22 protein-coding genes and 1 riboswitch are annotated in these 21,582 nt (G+C 71.7%); of the genes, 7 read left to right on the forward strand and 15 right to left on the reverse strand.

From position 1 onward, the window contains the following. Window positions 1-122: 122 nt before the first annotated feature. Window positions 123-1,724, reverse strand: coding sequence for an amidohydrolase (locus HNR57_RS20580; protein WP_184561499.1), 1,602 nt, complete (start codon window positions 1,722-1,724; stop codon window positions 123-125). A gap of 96 nt (window positions 1,725-1,820) precedes the next feature. Further along, window positions 1,821-2,261 (reverse strand): Lrp/AsnC family transcriptional regulator, encoded by a 441-nt coding sequence (locus HNR57_RS20585; RefSeq protein WP_006136660.1) that lies wholly within the window; start codon window positions 2,259-2,261, stop codon window positions 1,821-1,823. Between the two features lie 269 nt (window positions 2,262-2,530). On the opposite strand from HNR57_RS20585, the gene HNR57_RS20590 reads away from it, so the two are divergent. Together HNR57_RS20590 and HNR57_RS40880 are read left to right on the forward strand one after the other, a co-directional pair. Next, the gene (locus tag HNR57_RS20590; RefSeq protein ID WP_107458369.1) at window positions 2,531-2,962 is read left to right on the forward strand and encodes a hypothetical protein; all 432 of its coding nucleotides are present in this window, start codon (window positions 2,531-2,533) and stop codon (window positions 2,960-2,962) included. A 166-nt stretch (window positions 2,963-3,128) separates the two neighbouring features. Continuing rightward, complete coding sequence (locus HNR57_RS40880; RefSeq protein ID WP_078615159.1) at window positions 3,129-3,377, forward strand: hypothetical protein; 249 nt, start codon at window positions 3,129-3,131, stop codon at window positions 3,375-3,377. On the opposite strand, the gene HNR57_RS20595 is transcribed toward HNR57_RS40880, so the two are convergent. Next, window positions 3,340-4,512, reverse strand: coding sequence for an acyl-CoA dehydrogenase (locus HNR57_RS20595; protein ID WP_184561500.1), 1,173 nt, complete (start codon window positions 4,510-4,512; stop codon window positions 3,340-3,342). The genes HNR57_RS40880 and HNR57_RS20595 overlap by 38 nt on opposite strands. A 331-nt stretch (window positions 4,513-4,843) precedes the next feature. Between HNR57_RS20595 and HNR57_RS20600 the strand changes: the two genes are divergently transcribed. Continuing rightward, window positions 4,844-6,109, forward strand: a complete 1,266-nt coding sequence (locus HNR57_RS20600; protein ID WP_184561501.1) for a glycoside hydrolase family 18 protein — start codon at window positions 4,844-4,846, stop codon at window positions 6,107-6,109. A 49-nt stretch (window positions 6,110-6,158) separates the two neighbouring features. Here the strand turns inward: HNR57_RS20600 and HNR57_RS20605 are convergent, their stop codons facing one another. The 3 genes from HNR57_RS20605 to HNR57_RS20615 form a co-directional block, all read right to left on the reverse strand. Continuing rightward, entirely contained in the window at window positions 6,159-6,815 is a 657-nt protein-coding gene (locus HNR57_RS20605) for a TetR/AcrR family transcriptional regulator (protein WP_184561502.1), read from the reverse strand. A 75-nt stretch (window positions 6,816-6,890) separates the two neighbouring features. Beyond that, a complete protein-coding gene (locus HNR57_RS20610; RefSeq protein WP_184561503.1) occupies window positions 6,891-7,031 on the reverse strand; it encodes an SCO1431 family membrane protein in 141 nt (46 codons plus the stop codon). Between the two features lie 90 nt (window positions 7,032-7,121). After that, entirely contained in the window at window positions 7,122-8,501 is a 1,380-nt protein-coding gene (locus tag HNR57_RS20615; protein WP_184561504.1) for a C39 family peptidase, read from the reverse strand. 194 nt (window positions 8,502-8,695) lie between these two features. Here HNR57_RS20615 and HNR57_RS20620 point away from each other — a divergent pair, with 194 nt between their 5' ends. Together HNR57_RS20620 and HNR57_RS20625 are read left to right on the forward strand one after the other, a co-directional pair. Next, complete coding sequence (locus HNR57_RS20620) at window positions 8,696-9,352, forward strand: uridine kinase family protein (protein WP_184561505.1); 657 nt, start codon at window positions 8,696-8,698, stop codon at window positions 9,350-9,352. A 427-nt stretch (window positions 9,353-9,779) separates the two neighbouring features. Further along, entirely contained in the window at window positions 9,780-11,639 is a 1,860-nt protein-coding gene (locus HNR57_RS20625; protein ID WP_184561506.1) for an AAA family ATPase, read from the forward strand. 147 nt (window positions 11,640-11,786) lie between these two features. Here the strand turns inward: HNR57_RS20625 and HNR57_RS20630 are convergent, their stop codons facing one another. From HNR57_RS20630 to HNR57_RS20670, 9 genes are all read right to left on the reverse strand, one after another. Continuing rightward, entirely contained in the window at window positions 11,787-12,863 is a 1,077-nt protein-coding gene (locus tag HNR57_RS20630; RefSeq protein ID WP_184561507.1) for a hemolysin family protein, read from the reverse strand. Further along, entirely contained in the window at window positions 12,860-14,194 is a 1,335-nt protein-coding gene (locus tag HNR57_RS20635) for a hemolysin family protein (protein ID WP_184561508.1), read from the reverse strand. The genes HNR57_RS20630 and HNR57_RS20635 overlap by 4 nt, the downstream gene beginning before the upstream one ends. Window positions 14,195-14,439: 245 nt before the next feature. After that, a complete protein-coding gene (locus HNR57_RS20640; RefSeq protein WP_184561509.1) occupies window positions 14,440-14,895 on the reverse strand; it encodes a PH domain-containing protein in 456 nt (151 codons plus the stop codon). Window positions 14,896-14,909: 14 nt separating this feature from the next. After that, on the reverse strand, window positions 14,910-15,758 hold the full coding sequence (gene hisG, locus HNR57_RS20645) for an ATP phosphoribosyltransferase (protein ID WP_184561510.1): 849 nt from the start codon (window positions 15,756-15,758) through the stop codon (window positions 14,910-14,912). Window positions 15,759-15,803: 45 nt separating this feature from the next. Beyond that, the gene (locus HNR57_RS20650) at window positions 15,804-16,076 is read right to left on the reverse strand and encodes a phosphoribosyl-ATP diphosphatase (RefSeq protein WP_019983911.1); all 273 of its coding nucleotides are present in this window, start codon (window positions 16,074-16,076) and stop codon (window positions 15,804-15,806) included. A 34-nt stretch (window positions 16,077-16,110) separates the two neighbouring features. Continuing rightward, the gene (gene ribH / locus HNR57_RS20655) at window positions 16,111-16,596 is read right to left on the reverse strand and encodes a 6,7-dimethyl-8-ribityllumazine synthase (protein ID WP_030038615.1); all 486 of its coding nucleotides are present in this window, start codon (window positions 16,594-16,596) and stop codon (window positions 16,111-16,113) included. Between the two features lie 20 nt (window positions 16,597-16,616). Beyond that, window positions 16,617-17,957, reverse strand: a complete 1,341-nt coding sequence (locus HNR57_RS20660) for a bifunctional 3,4-dihydroxy-2-butanone-4-phosphate synthase/GTP cyclohydrolase II (RefSeq protein ID WP_246554810.1) — start codon at window positions 17,955-17,957, stop codon at window positions 16,617-16,619. Continuing rightward, window positions 17,954-18,595, reverse strand: coding sequence for a nicotinamide mononucleotide transporter family protein (locus HNR57_RS20665; RefSeq protein ID WP_184561511.1), 642 nt, complete (start codon window positions 18,593-18,595; stop codon window positions 17,954-17,956). Before HNR57_RS20665 ends, HNR57_RS20660 begins: the two co-directional genes overlap by 4 nt. After that, complete coding sequence (locus tag HNR57_RS20670) at window positions 18,592-19,200, reverse strand: riboflavin synthase (RefSeq protein ID WP_184561512.1); 609 nt, start codon at window positions 19,198-19,200, stop codon at window positions 18,592-18,594. Before HNR57_RS20670 ends, HNR57_RS20665 begins: the two co-directional genes overlap by 4 nt. A 142-nt stretch (window positions 19,201-19,342) precedes the next feature. Beyond that, window positions 19,343-19,473, reverse strand: a riboswitch (FMN riboswitch). A 331-nt stretch (window positions 19,474-19,804) separates the two neighbouring features. On the opposite strand from HNR57_RS20670, the gene HNR57_RS20675 reads away from it, so the two are divergent. After that, window positions 19,805-20,692, forward strand: coding sequence for an RNA polymerase sigma-70 factor (locus tag HNR57_RS20675; RefSeq protein ID WP_184561513.1), 888 nt, complete (start codon window positions 19,805-19,807; stop codon window positions 20,690-20,692). 101 nt (window positions 20,693-20,793) lie between these two features. Next, on the forward strand, window positions 20,794-21,570 hold the full coding sequence (locus tag HNR57_RS20680; RefSeq protein WP_184561514.1) for an SDR family oxidoreductase: 777 nt from the start codon (window positions 20,794-20,796) through the stop codon (window positions 21,568-21,570). Window positions 21,571-21,582: the final 12 nt, after the last annotated feature.

The raw sequence follows: 21,582 nt of genomic DNA on the forward strand, positions 1-21,582 counted from the left end.
GGCCGCCTGTCAACAGCCGTCCGACCTGCGCATCTTGCGGCAAAGCGCTGGTCAGGGCCGAGGATGCGCAGGTCGCGCGCCGGGGGCGCGGCGCACGACTTCATGCGCGCCACCCCCGTAGATCACTCGCCCGGCCCTACGAAGACCGTACGTCCGCCCACGACGGTGCGCAGACAGACGGGCAGGTCATGGCCCGGAGTGAGGTCGGGCAGTCCCGGGGTGCCGGAGCGGGGGTCCGTCGACCAGCGGGCGACGCGGTCGTCCGGCGCCTGGACGACGAGTTCGCCGGTGCGCCAGACGGCGTAGTCGGCGGGGGCGCCGGGGACCAGCACGCCCGCGTCGTCCCGTCCGACGGCCCGCCAGCCGCCGCGCGTGTGCGCCGTGAACGCGGCGCGCACGGAGACGCGGTGCTCCGGCGTGCGGTGGAAGGCGGCGGCCCGGACCGTGCCCCACGGGTCGAGCGGGGTGACCGGGCTGTCGGAGCCGAACGCGAGCGGGACACCGGCACGCAGCAGGGCCGCGAAGGGGTTCAGGGCCCGGGCCCGCTCCTTCCCGAGCCGCTGCGCGTACATGCCCTCCTCGCCGCCCCACAGGGCGTCGAAGGCGGGCTGCACGGAAGCGGTGAGGCCGAGTTCGGCGAAAGCGGCGACACTCTCCGGGGTGAGCATCTCGGCGTGCTCGACACGGTGCCGGGCGGCCCGGATCCGGCCGAGCCCGAGCTCCTCGGCGGCGGCGCGCACGCCCTCCACCACGGCGTCCACGGCGGCGTCGCCGATGGCGTGGAAACCGGCCTGCAGACCCGCCTCCGTGCACGCCACGACGTGCGCGGCGACCGCGGCGGCGTCCAGGTAGGCGATGCCGGTGTGCCCGGCGTCGGCGTACGGCTGGTGCAGACAGGCCGTGTGCGAGCCGAGGGCGCCGTCGACGAACAGATCACCCGCGGCGCCGGCCGCGCCCAGCTCCCGCGCCTTGGCGACGTCCTGCTCGGCCCAGTAGCCGACGACCCGCGGCCCGGGCTCCTCCCCCGCGAGGCGCAGCAGGCCGGTGAAGTCGTCCTCGGAGGAGATCTCCGGCCCGGCGCACTCGTGGATCGTGCCGATCCCGAGCGAGACGGCGTGCGCGAGGGCGGCGCGCTGCGCCTCCGCGCGCTGCCGCGGCGTCACGGCGGCGAACGCCGCGCCCCGCACGGCGTGATGGGCGTCCGCGGTGAGCGGACCGTCCTCACGGCCGACTTCGGGCACCAGGTCGAGCAGGGCGGAGCTCACGACCGCCGAGTGGACGTCGATCCGGCTGAGGTAGAGGGGCCGGTGCCCGGCGGCCTCGTCGAGCTCGGCCCGCGTCGGAGGCCGGCCTCCGGGCCAGCGGGCGGCGTCCCACCCGTGCCCGAGCAGGACGCGGTCGCCGGGGCGCGCGGCGGCGAATTCCCGTACGAGGGCGAGGGCGGCTTCGAGGGAGGGGGCGCCGGACAGGTCGAGACCGGTGCGCGCGAGCCCCGTGGCAGTGGTGTGCACATGCGCGTCCGTGAACGCCGGGGTGACCAGGGCCCCATCGAGGTCGACCACCTCGTCCACCCCGTCGGCGAAGGCGTCCGCTGCCCCCTCGGACCCCACCCACGCGACCTGCCCCCGCTCCACGACCATGGCGGTGGCGAAGGGATCGGCGGGGCTGTGGACCTCGCCACGGCGGAGAAGAACGGTTTTGGGCGGGGCGGTGGACTCACTCATGGAGCACAGTCTCACAGGGGCGGGGGCGGCGCCTGAATCAGGGGCGCGGGGAACTGCGCGAACAACCCCGCGCGCCCCGCACCCGGCAACCGGCGTTCAGATCCTCGGCGGTCGCGCCTCGTACGGCGTGGACAGCACCACTGTCGTCCGCGTGGACACCCCGGCCAGGGACCGCACCCGCGCCAGCAGCTCCTCCAGTTCGTGCGGCGTCGCCACCCGCACCTTCAGGATGTAGTTCTCGTCGCCCGCGACGCTGTGACACGCCTCGATCTCGGGGACGCCGGCCAGCCGGTCCGCGATGTCGTCCGGCGCGCTGGGATCGAAGGGTTTCACCGAGATGAACGCCGTCATCGGCAGCCCCACGGCCTCCGGGTCGACGACCGCGGCATACCCCCGGATGACGCCCCGCTGCTCCAGCCGCCGCACCCGCTGATGCACGGCCGACGTGGACAGCCCCGTGGCCTTGCCCAGGTCGGTGTAGCTCATCCGCCCGTCCTTGACGAGCAGCTGCACGATCTGTCGGTCCAGCTCCTCCATGGCGCAAGAACCTACAGGGCGGTTGATCTCCTCGGATACCTGAGCAGCCCAGGTCATGCCCGCTTCGTGATGTGGCCGGAAGCCGGCTGTCAGCCGTCCGGGGGACAAATGCGCCGCAGTGGACACCTGCACGGGGCATGTGACGAACGCCACAGGCCTCGAACAGTCTCCGTAATGTTGTCGTGATTACCTCCCAGGGGTGACGGGAAGTGCTTGCTGTGGCCGAGGCCGCAGCGCCTGTTACGGCCCAGTCCGAGGGGGAGAACCCAATGCAGAGTCTTAAGCGCCCTGGTCGCACCGCACCCAAGCGGCAGCAGCTCGTCGTCGAGCCCGAGCCGGAGGGCGTCGAACCCGACGCCTTCGACGACGAACTCGACGCCTACGACACGTTCGAGATGTTCCGGGTCGTCTGCCCGGACTGCGCGCAGCCCATCGCCCTGCTGGCGGACGAGGAGGTTCTGCCGGAGCACGCGCTGTGCGCCTCCCCGTGGAACCCCTTCGGGCTCACGGTCTGCGCCGGAACCGGCCGCAGGGCCACGGACGCCCGCGCCGCGGACGAGTCCGCGGAACCTCAGGAACAGGACACCGCACTGCTGTTGACGCTGCCTCAGGGACTCGACTGGCGGACCCAGCCCTTCTCGCACGTCGGCGGCCCGGGCTCACGCCCCATCAGGGTTCCGGTCATGCGCCGCGCGGCCTGAGCGCGGGCTCTCCTCACCCGTTCGCTCCACTCCCGTAGCTGAACCGCACCACGGCTCGCGGATCGCCGTGGTGCGGTTCAGTGTGTCCGGAGCCGTGTGCGGCAGTGAACGAACGCCCGATTCCGTCGTCCGGTGACCTGTCCGGGCCCTGTCGCGTTGGCCTGGTATGACCCCCATCTCCTCAGCGACCGGGCGTCAGCGCCTCCTGTACGTCCCGCCGCCCGCAGAATCGGTTCGGCCGGCTCCGCCCCGCTATCAGGACCCGCCGATCTACCGCGACTTGATGCGGACCTGGGCCGAGGGCGGCCGCACCCTCCCGGGCCGGCACGACCCGGAGTGGATGCGGCTCGCGGCCCCCTGGCGGGGCCTCGACCAGTTCAGCGTCCCTCTGGACCCACGAGATGGCGGGCGATGACCATCCGCTGGATCTGGTTGGTGCCCTCGACGATCTGCAGCACCTTGGCCTCGCGCATGTAGCGCTCGGCCGGGAAGTCGGCGGTGTAGCCGTAGCCGCCGAGGATCTGCACGGCGTCGGTGGTGACCCGCATCGCCGTGTCGGTGCAGTGCAACTTGGCCATGGCGGCCTGCCTCGCGAACGGCCGGCCCGCGTCCTTCAGCCGTGCCGCCGCGAGGTAGAGGGCGCGGCCCGCCTCGATCTGCGTCGCCATGTCGGCGAGCATGAACCGCAGCCCCTGGAAGTCGGCGATCGGCTTGCCGAACTGGCGCCTTTCGGCCGCGTAGGTGAGCGCCTCGTCGAGCGCGGCCTGCGCCACGCCGATCGCGCACGCCGAGATGCCGAGCCGCCCCGAGTCGAGCGAGGACAGGGCGATCGCGAAGCCCTGCCCCTCCTCGCCGATGCGGCGGTCGTCCGGGACGCGGACGCCGTCGAAGTGGACCTGCGCGGTGGGCGAACCCTTCATGCCCATCTTCTTCTCGGGCACCGCGGCGCTCAGCCCCTCGGCGTCGCCGGGCACCAGGAACGCGCTGATCCCGCGGGGGCCCTCCTCGCCGGTGCGGGCCATCACCGTGTAGAAGTCCGCGATGCCGCCGTGCGTGATCCAGGCCTTGGTGCCGGTGATCACCCAGTCGTCGCCGTCCCGGACGGCCTTGGTGCGCAGGGCCGCCGCGTCCGAGCCGGAGTGCGGCTCGGAGAGGCAGTAGGCGCCGAGCAGGCCGCCGCCGAGCATCGCGGGCAGGTGCTCGACCTGCTGCTCCTTGGTGCCGTACGCGGCGAGAGCGTAGGAGGCCAGGGAGTGGACGCTGACACCGAGGCCGACGGTGAGGCGGGCCGCGGCGAGCTCCTCCAGCACTTGCAGGTAGACCTCATAGGGCTGATCGCCACCGCCGTACTCGGAGTCGTACGGCAGGCCGAGCAGTCCGGAACGGGAGAGCAGCGTGAACAGCTCGCGCGGGAAGCGGCCGGCGTCCTCCTCCTCGGCCGCCTTCGGGGTGATCTCCTGCTGCGCGATGTCGCGGACGAGCGAGATCAGGTCCCGGGCCTCCTCCGTGGGCAGTTGTCGGTCCACCGGCTGCGGGGCGCGGTCGGGCATGGGGACGCTCTCCTCCCTGTCGGGCACTGGCGGACGGGCCCATGGGTGGGGGCGGCGCCGCCGGGTCGTTCTGGTGCCTGGCCGATGCTTGCGGTCCCGGGTCTCGGGAGCTGCTGACCAGCGGCTGTGCGCTGTGAGTATGCCCGATCGGAGGCATCCCGTCACCAGTTAACGACCGCTCACTTCAAGAATAGGCCGCAGGCGTCCGGGGCGGCGAAATTGGTCCGAACCATTGACCCGACTGGTCTAGTCCTCCTACTGTTTCGCTCCACCGATTCACCGCGTTCATGCCAATCGGCGCGCGTTCCCTCTCCCCACGAGGAGACACCGGATGCACACCCCCCACCGTTCCCGCTTCCGGGCCATCGTGTCCGCGGCCTGCTGCGCCGTCCTCGGCGCAGGACTGCTGGCCGGCGCGGGCACCTCCGCCACCGCGGCGACCTCGGCTCAGGAGGCCGCCGCCGGTTCGAAGGCCGCTCCCCGCGCCAGGGCCGCCGGATCCAAGGTCATCGGGTACTTCACCGAATGGGGCACCTACGACCGCAAGTACTACGTCAAGAACATCGAGACGTCCGGATCGGGTTCCAGGCTCACCCACATCAACTACGCCTTCGGCAACGTCACCGGCGGCAAGTGCGCCATGGGCGACGGCTACGCCGCCACAGACCGGGCCTACACCGCCGCCGAGTCCGTCGACGGCAAGGCCGACACCTGGGACCAGCCGCTGCGCGGCAACTTCAACCAGCTGCGCAAGCTGAAGCAGAAGCACCCGAACCTCAAGGTCCTGTGGTCCTTCGGCGGCTGGACCTGGTCGGGCGGCTTCGGCGAGGCCGCGAAGAACCCGGCCGCCTTCGCCCAGTCCTGCTACGACCTCGTCGAGAACTCCAAGTGGGCCGATGTGTTCGACGGCATCGACATCGACTGGGAGTACCCGAACGCCTGCGGCGCCACCTGCGACACCAGCGGCAAGGCGGCCTTCCGGAATCTGATGCAGGCGCTGCGGGCCAAGTTCGGTTCGCGGAACCTCGTCACCGCGGCGATCACCGCCGACGCCACCCCGGGCGGCAAGATCGACGCGGCGGACTACGCGGGCGCCGCCCCGTACGTCGACTGGTACAACCCCATGACGTACGACTTCTTCGGCGCCTGGGACGCGGCCGGGCCGACGGCGCCCCACTCGCCGCTGACCTCGTACCCCGGCATTCCGAAGGCGGACAACCACAGCTCGGCGACCATCGCCAAGCTCAAGGGCCTCGGCATCCCCGCGTCGAAGCTGCTGCTCGGCATCGGCTTCTACGGCCGCGGCTGGACCGGCGTCACCCAGGCGGCCCCCGGCGGCACCGCTACCGGCCCGGCGGCGGGCACCTACGAGCAGGGCATCGAGGACTACAAGGTGCTCAGGAGCAAGTGCCCCGCGACGGGCACGGTGGCCGGCACGGCGTACGCCAAGTGCGGCAGCAACTGGTGGAGTTACGACACCCCGGCGACCATCGGCACGAAGATGAACTACAAGAACCAGCAGGGCCTGGGCGGCACGTTCTTCTGGGAGCTGAGCGGCGACACGTCGAACGGTGAGCTGATCAAGGCCATCCGGTAGCGCACGGCGCGAGGGGGCGGAGGTCCGCGGCGGACCCTCCGCCCCTTTCTCATACGCCCCGGCGGGCCGGCTGCGGCGCCGGGTGGGCGGGGTCGAGCTCCTCGATCGCGCGCAGGGCGCCCCCGAGGGTCTTCACCAGCAGCTCGCTCATGGTGTGGCGGGGCAGTTCGGGGCGGTCGATCCATTCGAGCGTGGCGCCCTCGACGCTGCACACCCAGGCCAGCAGGCCCATCCGCGCCAGCGCGGTGACGTCGGCACGGCCGTACGCGCCCTCGGCGATGGTGGTCACGACGGCCTCGCGCACTCCGTCACGGATGGCGTGCACCTCGGTGTCGAAGCCGACTCCGCCGCTCACGATCGTGCGGTACGCGGCCTGGTTGTGCTCGGCGTAGCGCAGGTAGCTGTCGATGGTGCGCTGGACCCGGTCGACCGGGGGCAGTTCGACCCCGCTCGCGGCCAGGGTGAGCAGCTCGGTGACCGAGTCCTGGATGATGGCCAGGTAGTAGCCGCGCTTGGACTGGAAGTAGTAGTAGATCAGCCCCTTGGCGACGTGCGCCTGCCGGGCGATGTCGTCCATCGACAGGGCGTCGTAGGACGTGTCGGCGAACAACCTGCGCCCGATGGCGATGAGTTCGGCACGGCGCGCCATCGAGCGCTCGGTGCCGCGGGCCCTCGGACGCGCGGCAGGCTGGGGGCTGATATTCAAATTCGACCCTGGTCTCAACGGGCGGGGCGGGACCTCCGCAGTATGGCAGGCCCCACTCCCGGTCCGTGGGTCAGGTCACAGCAGCCCGAGCTGGGTCACGAGCATCGCCACGACCACGACGAGAGCCCATCCCATGAGGTGCTCGACGAGCTTCGGGCCGTCTTCCTGAGGGCCGCCGGTGCGGACGCGTGGGGCGATGGCTGAGTGCGCGGTCATGGCTTCTCGCTCATTCGGTGGTGCGGACGGACTCCCCCGGAGTTCCGTCCACCTTGCCACCGGAAGCGGCTTTTGCGGCCGAGAGCTTGCTCACACGCGTACGCCCACGGCCGCCAGTGCCTTGCGCTGGGCCGCGCTCGGGCGCGCCGGGAAGTACAGGTAGCAGATACCGCCCGTGCCCGAGGCGACCTTGCCGGAGGCGTTGTAGCGCTTGGTCCGGAGCCAGATGTTCTCCCACTCGCGCCGCCGGTAGACACGCCGTACGGCCTCGTTGCTCGCCGAGAAGGGGTCGTTGGCGATCACGTCACCGTCGGCCGTGAAGCCCACGACGGTCATCAGGTGCCCGGCGGTGCCGTACCCGGCACCCGTGAGCTCCTCCTTCAGGAACGACTGGGACGTTATGGCCGGGATGCCCGCGGCGATCAGCGTCTCCAGTTCGGTGAGCGAGCCGAGCCGGGTGACCACGCCCTGCAGGTCCTTGAACGTGGCCGCGTAGGCGGCGTTGAACGGCCAGTTGCCGCAGCCCCCGTACTGGTAGTCGTAGGTGAAACGGGCCGCGTGGCAGACCTGCGGGTCGGAGTACGAGGGATCGACCCAGGCCAGCTGCCCGTCGGTGAGCCGGCCGCCCCAGTACTCGATGATCATCTGGGAGGACGTCGGGCTGCACCAGGCCTCGCCGCCGTTGTCGTACTCGGGGTACCGGCCCTTGTGGATCTCCTGCGAGTAGCGCGGGACGGCCAGTTCCTTCGCGAGGCCGGGTACGGACGCCGGGACGGTGAACCGGTCGGGCACGTCGGAGCCCATGACGCCCAGCCGCCACACCGTGGGGGTCGCCTTGCTGCCGGGCTTGCGGTGGAGGGTCAGGCGCAGCCGGTACGACGCGAGGCGCAGGCCGGTCGCCGTGTCGTCGATCGACAGGGTGTCGGTCCAGACGGTGCTCCTGCCGTCGCTCTGGTCGTCGACCGAGGTGCGCCGGATGTCCTGGTCGCCGGACGCCCAGCGGGCCATCACGTACCAGGGGGTGCTGGTGCCGTCGGTGTAGGTGCCCTTGATCTCGGCCTGGATCCAGGTGCCGGCCGGGGTGCGCGCGTTCCAGGAGACGATCGCCTCCGTCGCGGGGACGGCGAGCCGGTGGACGGGGGACGTCCAGGTGCCGTACTCCCAGGCGGCGGTGGTGCCGGTGTGCGGGTCCTTGTAGTCGGCTGTTCCGGCGGGCTTCGCGATCACCAGGCCGGGGCGGGTGCCCGCGACGGCCCGGGTGCCCTTGGCGGTGCCGCCGGACCAGTCGCCGTACGAGACCCAGGCCCGGTTGTCGACCGTACGGGGCGGGACGGCGCGGGCGGGATCTGCGGTGTCGGTCGCCACGGGGGCCTCGGGGTCGGCGGCCGCCGGACCCGCGCCCGCGGTGACGGCGGCGGCGACCGCGGCGGCCAGGACGGTTCTGCGGGACGGCGGTTCGGCTCTGCGCATGACGGGGACCCCCGGATGTCGGAGTCGGGCAGGGGCGGGGCAGGTCCGCGCACGGTCGGTCGTATCCGTGCGTGCGCCACATATGAGCACAGCACGCCGTGTCCTGCCAGCACTTCGACGCGCGCCGCGCCCACCAATATTGGCGTCGACCAGTGGCATCCGCGCCGGACCGCGTCGTTAGAGTGCTGAGCGAGATGAATCCCTCCCTCCGCCCCCCACCGGACCCCGCCGTCCGCGACCTGGCCGCCCGGATCCGCCACCTGTCCCCCTCCTGCGGCCCGGTCCGGCTCGTCGGCGTGGACGGCCACGCCGGGTCCGGCAAGAGCACCTTCGCCGGGCGATTGGCCGCGGCGCTGGACGGTGCGCCCGTGCTGCGCCTCGACGACATCGCCAGCCACGACGCGCTGTTCGACTGGACCGGCCGGCTGCTGGAGCAGGTGATCCAGCCGCTGTCCCGGGGCCGGACCGCGCACTACGCCCCCTACGACTGGCGGGCCCGCCGCTTCGGTCCGCCGCGTCCGCTGCCGCCGGCCCCGGTGCTCCTCGTGGAGGGCGTCGGCAGCGGACGCCGGGCACTGCGCTCCCACCTGGCCCTGCTGCTGTGGATGGAGCTGCCGCGTGAGGAGGCCTGGGCGCGAGGACGGTCGCGGGACGGGGAGGAGCAGCGGGAATTCTGGGACGGGTGGGTTCCGGCGGAGCGCCGGCATTTCGCCGAGGATCCCTCGAGACCGTTCGCCGACCTCCTGGTACGGCAGCGAGAAGAGGGATACGAGGTGCTCACGGCACCTGCTGGGGCCGCTGGACCGAACCAGCCCCTCACGCACGGTGACGGGCCGCCCGCTGTGTGCTGAACTTGTGAAGGGGCTTGCGGAGCAAGTTGCCTGAGTGCTCCAACTCGGCTTGACCGCTGGGCCGTACAGGTCTTACGTTCTCAATGTGCGGCATCGGAGCCGCCCACAGACGCGAAGCCCCCGGTTGTTCCCCCGTGATCGGGGGCTTCGTTCTGTCTTTTTCCGGTTTCGCGGCCGCCGCGGGGCTCCGGACGCTCACCCTGGGTCACCGCGTGCGGGTCCGCCGCGTCCGCTCCCACCTCGCCGAACGGCCCTGCGGCCCCCTACGGAGGCGCCGTCCCCGAAGGTACGATGCCCTCGTCGCGACCTGCGGACGGTTGCTGCGCGCGGTGCAACTCCGGTCCGTGGCACAGCGGTTCGAGCAGGGCAGCCGGCTGGGGGACGGCTCGTTGGCATACCGACGGGGGCACGGTTTGTGGGGGACGTGATGGACTTCGGCACCCAGGGCCCTCAGGCCCCGGCCGACCTCGCCTGGCTGCGAGGCGTGGACGCCTACACCATGGGCGCGTATCCGCAGGCGGAGGAGGAGTTCCGCGCCGCCGTGCGGATGGACCCCGGGATGGCCGACGGCTGGCTGGGGCTGCACGCGCTGCGCGTCGACACGACGGCCGCGCTGCTGCGGATGTTCCGGCACCGGGACCGCTTCGGGGAGCAGCGCTCCCGCTACCGCCGCACGCTCAACTCCTGGTACTGGCTGGGCTGGTGGGTGCAGCCGGTGCTGGAGAGCCCCCGTGACCTGCTGCTCGCGCACGCCTCCCACTGGCTGGACGGCCGTCACGTCCCCGAGCTGGACCAGGCCCTCGCCGGGCTGCCGCCGGTGGACACCGACCACCAGGTCCGCTTCCTGCATTCCTGCCGCGCCTACCTGGTCAAGGACTGGGAGCAGCTCGTCCGCCACACCGACCCGCTGCTCGGCGACCCGATGCTCGGGATCGAGGCCGGCCTGTTCGGCGGCATGGCCCGGGTCCGCCTGGAGATGTACGGCCAGGCCGAACCGCTGCTGTCCGCGGCGCTGATGCGCTGCCGCAGCGAGCAGCCGCAGCGCAAGGAGCTGCGCTACTGGCTGGCCCGGGCGCACGAGGGCACGGGCCGCAGCGCCGCGGCGCTCCCCCTGTACCGGGCGGTGCACCGCGTCGACCCGGCCTTCATGGACACCTCCGCCCGGCTCGCCGCCATAGCCGAGGGCGACGGGTACGACGACGTGACGGACCTCGCGTCGATCACGCTCACCGGCGCGGGCCAGGACGCCGTGGACGGGCCGGACGGCTTCGATCCGCTCTTCGGCATCGAGGGGCGCGACCTGCGGCTGCCCGACTCCGACCTGCCGATCGCCCCCCTGCCGCCGGTGACCGGCCCCCCGGTCCGCGAGCGGACCGGCCCCGTTCCCTCCCTGCCCGCCGGGCCCACCGACCCGGCGTTACTGGAGGAGGCGCTCGCCGAGCTGGAGCGCATGGTGGGACTGGAGCCGGTGAAGCGCCAGGTCAAGGCGCTCTCGGCACAGCTGAACATGGCCCGGCTGCGGGCCGGGCAGGGCCTTCCGGTCCAGCCGCCGAAACGCCACTTCGTCTTCTCCGGCCCCTCCGGCACCGGCAAGACCACCGTCGCCCGCATCCTCGGCCGCGTCTTCTACGCCCTCGGGCTGCTCGGCGGCGACCATCTCGTGGAGGCGCAGCGGGCCGACCTGGTCGGCGAGTACCTCGGGCAGACGGCGGTGAAGGCGAACGATCTGATCGACTCGGCCCTCGGCGGTGTCCTCTTCGTCGACGAGGCCTACTCGCTGTCCAACTCGGGCTACGGCAAGGGGGACGCGTACGGCGACGAGGCCCTCCAGGTGCTGCTGAAGCGCGCGGAGGACAACCGCGACCACCTCGTGGTGATCCTGGCCGGCTACCCGGAGGGCATGGACCGCCTGCTCGCCGCGAATCCCGGGCTGTCGTCCCGTTTCACCACCCGCGTCGACTTCCCCTCGTACCGGCCGCTCGAACTCACCGAGATCGGCAAGGTGCTCGCCGCGGAGAACGGCGACCTGTGGGACGACGAGTCCCTCGACGAGCTGCGGTCCATCGCGGGGCACGTGGTGGACCAGGGGTGGATCGACGAGCTGGGCAACGGGCGGTTCCTGCGGACGCTGTACGAGAAGAGCTGCGCGTACCGGGACCTGCGGCTGTCGGTGTACCCCGGGGTGCTGGGCAGGGAGGATCTCGCGACGCTCCGGCTGCCGGATCTGATGCAGGCGTACGGGGAGGTCTTGTCGGGGCGGGGGCCGCAGGATCCGTCGGCTACATGAGCGCATCGGCCGCGGGCCGGTGGGGGCTGGTCGCGCAGTTCCCCGCGCCCCTGAGTGGGTGCCGTGAAGGCCGGTCGAGCTGTGCCCACCTGTCCGGGGGGCGCGGGGAACTGCGCGACCAGCCCCCACGCGCCCGCAGCCGCACACCTACGAAGCCAACGCCTCCTCGCTGCCCCGGGGCTCGGTGACCCGGACCTCCGGCACCTGCCGGTGCGCCGGATCCCGAACCTCCCCCACCAGCAGCTCCAGCACGTCCTCCAGGGCGACCAGCCCGAGCACCTTCCCTGACCCGTCGGCCACCTGGGCCAGGTGCGTCGCCGCCCGCCGCATCACCGTCAGCGCGTCGTCGAGCGGCAGCTCGGACCGCAGGGTGGTCATGGGACGCCACAGGTGCTGCGGGACGGCCCGGTCCGAGTCCTCCAGGTCGAGGACGTCCTTGACGTGCAGGTAGCCCATGAAGGCGCCGTTGTCCGAGGCAACCGGGAACCGGGAGTACCCCGTGCGGGCCGTGAGCTCGACGATCCGCCCGGGGGTGACCGACGGGCTGACCGTGACCAGGGACTCCCGCGTCAGCAGGACGTCCGTCACCGGGCGGGAGCCCAGCTCCAGGGCGTCCTCCAGGCGTTCGGCCTCCTCGGGGTCGAGCAGGCCCGCCTGGCCGGCGTCCTCCACGAGCCGGTTGAGCTGCTCGCTCGTGAAGACGGCCTCGACCTCGTCCTTGGGCTCGACGTGGAAGAGCCGCAGGATGCCCTGCGCGACCGCGCCGAGGGCGGCGGTGATGGGCTTGCAGAAGCGCGCGAACCAGACCAGGCCGGGGCTGAGCCACAGCGCGGCCTTCTCCGGGGCCGCCATCGCCAGGTTCTTCGGGACCATCTCGCCGATGACGAGGTGGAAGAAGACCACCGCGGCCAGCGCGATGACGTAGGTGAGCGGGTGGATCATGCCGTGCGGCAGGTGGATCCACTCGAAGACCGGCTCCAGCAGGTGGGCGACCGTCGGTTCGGCGACCGCACCGAGGGTCAGCGAGCAGATCGTGATGCCGAACTGGGCCGCCGCCATCATCTGCGGCAGCCGCTCAAGACCGTAGAGGACCTGCCGGGCGCGGGCGGTGCCGAGCGGTTCGATCTGGCTGCGGCGTACCGAGACCAGCGCGAACTCGGCACCGACGAAGAAGCCGTTGGCCAGCACGAGCAGCGCGGCGAACAGGAGTTGGAGCACGCTCATCGGACGGCCTCCGCCATGGAGACCACCGGGGCGGTCCGCACCAGCCGGACCCGCTCCGCGCGGTAGTGGCCGACCTGGCGCACCGCCAGCCGCCAGCCGGGCAGTTCCGCCTTGTCGCCGACGGCCGGGATCCTGCCCAGCAGGTCGGCGATCAGGCCGGCGACGGTCTCGTACGGGCCTTCGGGCACGTCGAGGCCTATGCGCCGCAGGACGTCGACCCGGCAGCTGCCGTCGACGTCCCAGGCGGGCCTGCCGTCCTCCGGCGGTGCGGCGGCCAGCTCGGGCAGGTCGTGTCCGTCGTGCTCGTCGCGGACCTCGCCGACGATCTCCTCGACGATGTCCTCCAGCGTGACGACACCGGCGGTGCCGCCGTACTCGTCGACGACGACCGCGATGGGCTGCTCGCTGCGCAGGCGGGCCAGGAGCGGCCGTACGGGCAGCGTCTCGGGGACGAGCAGCGCCGGGCGGGCGATGTGCCCGACGGGGGTGCGCAGCCGGTCCTGGACGGGCACGGCCAGGGCGTCCTTGAGGTGGGCCATGCCGACGACCTCGTCGATCTTCTCCCGGTAGACCGGGAAGCGGGACAGGCCGGTGGCGCGGGTCAGGTTGACGACGTCCTCGGCGGTGGCCGAGGACTGCAGGGCGCTGACCTTCACGCGCGGTGTCATCACGTGCTGCGCGGTGAGCTCGCCCAGGGACAGGGTCCGGACGAACAGGTCGGCCGTGTCCTGCTCCAGGGCGCCGGCCCGGGCCGAGTGGCGGGCCAGGGAGACGAGCTCCCCCGGGGTGCGGGCGGAGGCCAGCTCCTCGGTGGGTTCGATGCCCAGGGCGCGCACGAGCCGGTTGGCGACGGCGTTGAGACCGGCGATGACCGGGCGGAACAGCCGGGCGAAGACGTGCTGCGGGCCCGCGACGAAACGCGCGACCTGCAGCGGCCGGGACACCGCCCAGTTCTTGGGCAGCAGCTCGCCGATCACCATCTGCACGGCGGAGGCCAGCAGCATGCCGACGACGACCGTGACACCCGAGACGGCTCCCTCGGGAATGCCGATCGAGGTGAACGGGCCGTGCAGCAGCTCGGCGAGCGCCGGTTCGGCGAGCATGCCGACGACGAGCGAGGTGATGGTGATGCCGAGCTGGGTGCCCGAGAGCTGGAAGGACAGTTCCCTGAGTGATTCGACGACTCGGAGGGCGCGCCGGTCGCCTTCGGCGGCGGCCTTCTCGGCCTCCGGCCGTTCGACCGTCACGAGTCCGAACTCGGCCGCCACGAAGAATCCGTTGGCGAGAATCAGCAGGAACGCGGCTGCCAGGAGCAGCAGGGGGGTGGTCATGGTGCCGCCGCCTCCGCACGGTCGCGTACCTCGGCGACGAGGTAAGCGCTATGTCGGCAGGGGGCGGCGCAGGTACTGCAGGACGATCCGTCCATCGCCGGAGGGGGTCACTCCTCGGTTAGCAGGAGCCTCTGCGCACCGGTCCGGGCAACAGAGGCGGAGGCGCATCCATCACGCCTCCGCCAACAGATTAATCAAGACACGGCCCGGTGCGGCAGTGGCGGCCGCCCGGAGGATTGCGCGAGTCAGCCCTGATGCCGTTCGGGGCCGGCCGCGGAACGGGCCTCGGCGAGCGCCCGCAGCGCCCGGGCATCGGCGATCGCACGCTGCTTGGCCAGGCCCGGCTGGATGCCCAGAGCAGGCAGGCTGGTGCCGTCGCTGAGGTTGAGGAACACCCACGGGTCGCCGGGCCGGAGGGTCACCTGGAGGATCTCGGCCCAGTCCAGCCGGCGCTTGTTCGTGAGATTGACGACAGTGACGCCGTCCTCGTCGACGACGACCTTGGGACGGGCCAGGAGCAGCAGCACGGCGTCCAGCAGGAGCGCCGTGAAGATGAAGCTGACGCGCTCGGCGGGGCTGAGCTGTTTCAGCAGCATCGCGACCGCGGTGATCACCACGAAGATGGCGACGGCCGCGGTGAGCAGCACCACGCGAGTGCTGCCCGGCCGGAACGTGACGGGCAGGGTGGGCAGATCGGACATCTCGCGTATGCCCCTCAGAGACGGCAGGCGTGGATGGCCGTGGTCAGGATGGCCCGGGCGCCGATGTCGTACAGGTCGTCCATGATCCGCTGGGCTTCCTTGGCCGGGACCATGGCGCGGACGGCGACCCAGCCCTCGTTGTGCAGCGGGGAGACGGTCGGGGACTCCAGGCCGGGCGTGAGGGCGACGGCCTTCTCCAGCTGCTCGACGCGGCAGTCGTAGTCCATCATCACGTACGTCCGGGCGACCAGGACGCCCTGGAGGCGGCGCAGGAACTGCTGCACCTTGAGGTCGTCGGCGTCCGCGCCGGTGCGGCGGATCACCACGGCCTCGGACTTCATGATCGGCTCGCCGGCGACTTCCAGGCCCGCGTTGCGCAGCGAGGTGCCGGTCTCGACGACGTCGGCGATGACCTGGGCGACGCCGAGCTGGATGGCCGTCTCCACGGCACCGTCGAGGTGGACGACGGAGGCGTCGATGCCGTGCTCGGCGAGGTGCGCCGCGACGATGCCCTCGTAGGAGGTGGCGACGGTCTTGCCGGCCAGGTCGGCCAGGCCGCTGATCGTGCCGGGCTTGGCGGCGTAGTGGAAGGTGGAGCGGGCGAAGCCGAGGGGGAGGATCTCCTCGGCTTCGGCGCCGGAGTCGATGAGCAGGTCCCGGCCCGTGAGGCCGATGTCGAGCTGCCCGGAGGCGACGTAGATCGCGATGTCGCGGGGGCGGAGGTAGAAGAACTCGACCTCGTTCACCGGGTCGACGATCCGCAGTTCCTTGGACTCCCGGCGCTGCTGGTAGCCGGCCTCATGCAGCATCTCCGCCGCAGGGCCGGACAGGGAACCCTTGTTGGGGACGGCGATGCGCAGCATGAGGTCGGCTTCCTTTGCGTGGTGTCGTACGGGGACGGATGCGGCTTACAGGTGGGCGTAGACGTCGTCGAGGGAGATGCCGCGGGCGACCATCATCACCTGGACGTGGTAGAGCAGCTGCGAGATCTCCTCGGCGGCGGCTTCCTTGCCCTCGTACTCGGCGGCCATCCACACCTCGGCGGCCTCTTCGACGACCTTCTTGCCGATGGCGTGGACGCCCTTCCCGACCAGTTCTGCGGTGCGGGAAGTGGCGGGATCGCCCTGGGCGGCCTTGTGCTGGAGCTCGGTGAAGAGCTCCTCGAACGTCTTCTTGGACATGGTGACGCTCAGCCTATGCCACAGGTGGCTTCCGTCAGCGCCAGGGTTCGGATACTGAGCGGAGGGTGGCCGCGGTCGCCACCGCCGCCGTCACCGCCTCGTGTCCCTTGTCCTCGTTCGAGCCCTCGATGCCGGCACGGTCCAGGGCCTGCTCCTCGGTGTCGCAGGTGAGCACGCCGAAGCCGACGGGGACGCCGGTGTCGACGGAGACCTGGGTGAGGCCCTGGGTCACGCCCTGGCACACGTACTCGAAGTGGGGGGTTCCGCCGCGGATGACGACGCCGAGGGCGACGATCGCGTCGTAGCCGCGGCCCGCGAGGACCTTGGCGACGACCGGGAGCTCCCAGCTGCCGGGGACCCTGAGCAGGGTCGGCTCGTCGATGCCCAGGTCGTGCAGGGCGCGCAGGGCGCCGTCCACCAGTCCGTCCATCACCTTCTCGTGCCACTGTGCCGCGATGACGGCGACCCGGAGGTCACCCACATTGCGTACGGACAGCTCCGGTGCACCCTTGCCGCTCACATTGCTCCTCTTGTGCTCTGTTACTGGTTGCCGCAGGCGGGCACGGTGGTCGTGTCCAGCCAGGGCAGGTCGTGGCCCATCCGGTCCCGCTTGGTGCGCAGGTAGCGGAGGTTGTGCTCGCCGGCGCTCACGGGCATCGGCACACGGGCCTTGACCGCGATGCCGTGGCGGACGAGAGCGTCGGTCTTGTCGGGGTTGTTGGTCAGCAGCCGGACGCCGCGCACACCGAGGTCGGCGAGGATCTGCGCGCCGGCCGCGTAGTCGCGGGCGTCGGCGGGCAGGCCGAGTTCGAGGTTGGCGTCGAGGGTGTCGCGGCCGCGTTCCTGGAGTTCGTAGGCGCGCAGCTTGCTCATCAGGCCGATGCCGCGGCCTTCGTGTCCGCGCAGGTAGACCACGACGCCCCGGCCCTCTTCCTGGATGCGGGCGAGGGAGGCGTCCAGCTGGGGGCCGCAGTCGCAGCGGGCCGAGCCGAAGACGTCGCCGGTGAGGCATTCGGAGTGGACGCGGACGAGGACGTCCTGGCCGTCGCCGATCTCGCCGTGCACCAGGGCGACGTGCTCGACGCCGTCGACCGTGGAGCGGTAGCCGTGGGCGGTGAAGGTGCCGTGGGCGGTGGGCAGTTGGGTCCTGGCCTCGCGACGGACGGTGGGTTCGCTGCTGCGGCGGTAGGCGATCAGGTCCTCGATGGAGATGATCGTCAGGCCGTGCTTGCGGGCGAAGGGGATCAGCTCGGGCAGGCGCAGCATGGTGCCGTCCTCGCCGGCGATCTCGACGATCGCGCCGGCCGGGCGCAGGCCCGCGAGACGGGCGAGGTCGACGGCGGCCTCGGTGTGGCCGTTGCGGGTGAGGACCCCGCCGGGCCGGGCGCGCAGCGGGAAGATGTGGCCGGGGCGGACGAAGTCGTCGGGCCCGGACACGCCGTCGGCGAGCAGCTGGAGCGTGGTGGCGCGGTCGGAGGCGGAGATGCCGGTGCTCACGCCGTGCGCGGCGGAGGCGTCGACGGAGACCGTGAACGCGGTCTTCATCGACTCGGTGTTGTCCTCGACCATCTGCGGGAGCTTCAGCCGGTCCAGCTCGTCGCCCTCCATGGGGGCGCAGATCAGGCCGCGGCACTCGCTCATCATGAAGGCGACGATCTCAGGGGTCGCCTTCTCGGCGGCGATGACGAGGTCGCCCTCGTTCTCCCGGTCCTCGTCGTCGACGACCACGACGGGGCGGCCGGCCGCGATGTCGGCGATGGCCTGCTCGACGGGGTCGAGCGCGAAGCTCTCGACGCCGCCGGTGCTGTACAGGGCGGTTGTCGAGGGGGTGGCGCGAAGCGCCTCGTTCAGGGTGGTGGCGGGTGACGGGCGGGCAGTCATGCCGGCGCTCCTTCCAGGGTGGGCCGCGCCGTCTGACGCGAGCGCAGCCACCAGTCGCGCAGGCCCCACAGGACGAGCGCGCCGTAGATGACGTAGACGAAGCCGGAGAAGGCGTAGCCGTTGGCGAAGTTGAGGGGGACGCCGACGAGGTCGACGAGCAGCCAGGCGAACCAGAACTCGACCATGCCGCGTGCCTGGGCGTACATGGCGACGATGGTGCCGACGAAGATGTAGGCGTCCGGCCAGGGGTCCCAGGACAGCTTCGGGTACGCCGTGAAGAGCAGCGCCACGGCGACCGTGCCGGCGGCGGCCGCCGCGGCCATCGCCGCGCGCTCACGCCAGGTGGCGAACCGTACGGCGATGTGGCCGTCGTCCCCCTGCCCCTTGCCGCGCTGCCACTGCCACCAGCCGTAGACGGCGACGAGCACGACGACCGCCTGCTTGCCCGCGCTGCCGGTCAGATGGCCGAAGAAGGCACCGAAGAGGATGAGGCCGGCCAGGAACTGCACGGGCCAGGTCCAGATGGAGCGCCGCCAGCCGAGGGCGAGGGCGGCCAGGCCGAAGAGGTTGCCGACCATGTCGGACCAGAGGATGTGCTGGCCGAAGAGGGTGAAGGCCTCGGAGTTCAGCGAGTTCACCGGGTCGCCCCCTGCGCGCGGTCGCCCAGCATCCGCTCGACGTACTTGGCGATGACGTCCACTTCGAGGTTGACCGGGTCGCCGGGCTGCTTGTGGCCGAGCGTGGTCAGGTCGAGGGTGGTGGGGATGAGGCTGACGGTGAAGTGGTCGTGGCCGGCGTCGACGACCGTGAGGCTGATGCCGTCGACGGTGATGGAGCCCTTCTCGACCACGTACCGGGTGAGGTCCGCGGGGAGGGAGATCTTCACGATCTCCCAGTTCTCCGAGGGCTTGCGCTCCAGGATCTCGCCGGTGCCGTCCACATGGCCCTGCACGATGTGCCCGCCGAGGCGTTCGCCGACGGCCATGGGGCGTTCGAGGTTGACCCGGGAGCCGGCCTCGAGGGCGCCGAGGCTGGAGCGGTTCAGCGTCTCGGCCATGACGTCGGCGGTGAATTCGTCGCCCTCGTGGTCGACGACCGTCAGGCAGACGCCGTTCACCGCGATCGAGTCGCCGTGCTTGGCGCCTTGGGTGACGACCGGTCCGCGCAGGCGGAAGCGACAGGCGTCGTCGAGGGTCTCGACGGCGGTGACCTCGCCCAGCTCTTCGACGATTCCGGTGAACACTTCCCGGGTCCTCCTGCCTCTTCGGGCACGGACTCCGGGGCTGTCGATGACGACAAGTACGAGCAGGGACACCGGGGACGACGCCGGACGGAGTCCGCCACGGGGACGGACTTCTCGGGCGGCGCGCACGAATGCCCGCTCGCCGCGCACTGCCTCCCATCCGGACTTTAACCGTCGGTCCAGGAATTTCACCTGGTCAACCGGCCGCTGGAGGCGACCGGGTCGCGGACTGTAACCGCCGGTTCGGACTTTCACCGACCCCGGAGTGCGCTGCTACTGGTACACGGCCAGTGTGCCACGCCTGATCGAGGTTCAAAGGGGCACAGTGTGTGGGCTGCCTCACAGACCGTGTCACACCCCTTCCCGAGCGCGACCGGCGCTCCAACTTCCCCCTCGGCGCACGCCCTTGACGTCTCGGGTTGGTACACACCCATTGACGCAGTGGTCTAGTCCTTTCTAGGGTCGACGCCAGGGTCGGCACACCCCCCGCGGACCGGCCCGGCGGCGGTGACGACGGCCCTTGCCCGCCGTCGGGCCTTGCCACGCCGGGCTCCCGCCCGGGCTCCCAACACTGGGAGGGCCGCCCTCTGGCAGGGTGAGTCGTATGACCACGACCACCGCCGAGGAGTTCGAAGTCCACCGGCCCAGGCTGTTCTCGCTCGCCTATCGGCTGCTGGGCTCCGCCGAGGAAGCCGAGGACGCGGTCCAGGACGCCTACCTGCGCTACAGCGGCGCCGACCGGGCGGGGATCGAGCACCCGGCGGCCTGGCTGGCCAAGGTCGTCACCAACCTCTGCCTGAACCGGCTCACGTCCGCGCGGGCCCGGCGCGAGCGGTACGTCGGGACCTGGCTGCCCGAGCCCGTGGTCACCTCGGACGGCACGCTCGGCCCGCTGGAGTCCGCGGAGCAGCGGGACGCCGTGTCGATGGCGATGCTGGTGCTGCTGGAGCGGCTGACGCCGACCGAACGGGCCGTCTACGTGCTGCGGGAGGCGTTCGGCTACGGGCACCGGGAGATCGCCGGGGTGCTGGACCTGAGCGAGGCCAACTGCCGTCAGCTGTACCGGCGTGCCGTGCGGCGGGTGGGCGAACCGCAGGCCCGGTTCGAGCCCGCCTCCGAGCGGCAGGAAGAGCTGGTCACTTCGTTCATCACGGCGGCCCGTGACGGGGACCTGGCCGGGCTGGAGAAGCTGCTCGCGGCCGACGCGACCTGGTGGAGCGACGGGGGCGGCAAGGTCACCGCGGCGCGGTGGCCCATCGAGGGCGGGCCCGACATCGCCCGCTTCCTGGCGGGCGGCGGGCCGAAGTTCGCGCGGGGCCTGGACTTCGTGCCGACCGAGGTCAACGGGGCGCTGGGGCTGGCGAGCTGGGCGGGCGACACGCTCGTCGGACTGTCGGTGATCGAGGTGCGCGACGGGCTGGTCACGGGCGTGCGGGCCGTGGTCAACCCGGAGAAGCTGGCGTTCGCACGGCGCCAGCTCACCCGGCCGTAGGACCGCGGGGCGCGCCTGTCACATTCGGCGGGGCTGTTCGGTCTCAGTCGGCGAGGGGCGCTCCACCCGGGAGCGCCCGGCGTCCGAAGGGGCTGAACAACATGACCACGATCCTGGTGACCGGCGGCACCGGAACGCTGGGGCGGCTCGTCGCCGAGCAGTTGCGCGCGGGCGGGCACGAGGTGCGGGTGCTCAGCCGGCACAGCGAGCCGTACGCGGTGGATCTGCGGGCGGGCGGAGCCGGACTGGACACGGCCGTCGCCGGTGTGGACACGATCGTGCACTGCGCGTCGGCACAGAAGGGGGACGAGCAGGCGGCTCGGAACCTGATCAGTGCGGCGCGCGGTGCGGGCGTGCGTCATCTGGTCTACGTGTCGATCGTCGGTGTCGACGAGGTGCCGTTCCCGTACTACCGGAGCAAGCTCGCGGTGGAGAGGCTGGTCGAGGAGTCGGGGATCGGCTGGACCGTACTGCGGGCGACGCAGTTCCACGATCTGCTGATCATGATGTTCCAGGGGCTGTCGAAGCTGCCGGTGATGTTCCTCCCGGCGGGCGTGCGGGACCAGCCGGTGGAGGTGGCCGAGGTGGCGGACCGGCTGGTCGAGCTGGCGACGGCCGCGCCGGCGGGGCGGGTCGAGGACATGGGCGGGCCGGAGGTACGGCCGCTGGAGTCCTTCGCCCGTGCGTATCTGAAGGCGTCGGGCCGTCGGCGAGCGGTGGTGAACGTGCCGCTGTGGGGAGCGGCGTACCGGGGCTTCCGGAGCGGGGGCCATCTGGCGCCGCGACGGGCGGTGGGCAAGGGGTCGTTCGAACAGCACCTGGAGAGGCGGTTCGGGAGCGGCCGGGTGCAGGCGGGCAGCGGGCGGTCCGGGGGCTGAGGGAGGAGGACG

The sequence above is a fragment of the Streptomyces paradoxus genome, assembly GCF_014202475.1.
Lineage (GTDB): Bacteria > Actinomycetota > Actinomycetes > Streptomycetales > Streptomycetaceae > Streptomyces > Streptomyces paradoxus.

Coding starts and splice junctions, on each gene's coding strand:
- HNR57_RS20580 (WP_184561499.1), bottom strand. CDS start 1,724: ATGAGTGAGTCCACCGCCCCGCCCAAAACCGTTCTTCTCCGCCGTGGC.
- HNR57_RS20585 (WP_006136660.1), bottom strand. CDS start 2,261: ATGGAGGAGCTGGACCGACAGATCGTGCAGCTGCTCGTCAAGGACGGG.
- HNR57_RS20590 (WP_107458369.1), top strand. CDS start 2,531: ATGCAGAGTCTTAAGCGCCCTGGTCGCACCGCACCCAAGCGGCAGCAG.
- HNR57_RS40880 (WP_078615159.1), top strand. CDS start 3,129: ATGACCCCCATCTCCTCAGCGACCGGGCGTCAGCGCCTCCTGTACGTC.
- HNR57_RS20595 (WP_184561500.1), bottom strand. CDS start 4,512: ATGCCCGACCGCGCCCCGCAGCCGGTGGACCGACAACTGCCCACGGAG.
- HNR57_RS20600 (WP_184561501.1), top strand. CDS start 4,844: ATGCACACCCCCCACCGTTCCCGCTTCCGGGCCATCGTGTCCGCGGCC.
- HNR57_RS20610 (WP_184561503.1), bottom strand. CDS start 7,031: ATGACCGCGCACTCAGCCATCGCCCCACGCGTCCGCACCGGCGGCCCT.
- HNR57_RS20615 (WP_184561504.1), bottom strand. CDS start 8,501: ATGCGCAGAGCCGAACCGCCGTCCCGCAGAACCGTCCTGGCCGCCGCG.
- HNR57_RS20620 (WP_184561505.1), top strand. CDS start 8,696: ATGAATCCCTCCCTCCGCCCCCCACCGGACCCCGCCGTCCGCGACCTG.
- HNR57_RS20625 (WP_184561506.1), top strand. CDS start 9,780: ATGGACTTCGGCACCCAGGGCCCTCAGGCCCCGGCCGACCTCGCCTGG.
- HNR57_RS20630 (WP_184561507.1), bottom strand. CDS start 12,863: ATGAGCGTGCTCCAACTCCTGTTCGCCGCGCTGCTCGTGCTGGCCAAC.
- HNR57_RS20635 (WP_184561508.1), bottom strand. CDS start 14,194: ATGACCACCCCCCTGCTGCTCCTGGCAGCCGCGTTCCTGCTGATTCTC.
- HNR57_RS20640 (WP_184561509.1), bottom strand. CDS start 14,895: ATGTCCGATCTGCCCACCCTGCCCGTCACGTTCCGGCCGGGCAGCACT.
- hisG (WP_184561510.1), bottom strand. CDS start 15,758: ATGCTGCGCATCGCCGTCCCCAACAAGGGTTCCCTGTCCGGCCCTGCG.
- HNR57_RS20650 (WP_019983911.1), bottom strand. CDS start 16,076: ATGTCCAAGAAGACGTTCGAGGAGCTCTTCACCGAGCTCCAGCACAAG.
- HNR57_RS20660 (WP_246554810.1), bottom strand. CDS start 17,957: ATGACTGCCCGCCCGTCACCCGCCACCACCCTGAACGAGGCGCTTCGC.
- HNR57_RS20675 (WP_184561513.1), top strand. CDS start 19,805: ATGACCACGACCACCGCCGAGGAGTTCGAAGTCCACCGGCCCAGGCTG.
- HNR57_RS20680 (WP_184561514.1), top strand. CDS start 20,794: ATGACCACGATCCTGGTGACCGGCGGCACCGGAACGCTGGGGCGGCTC.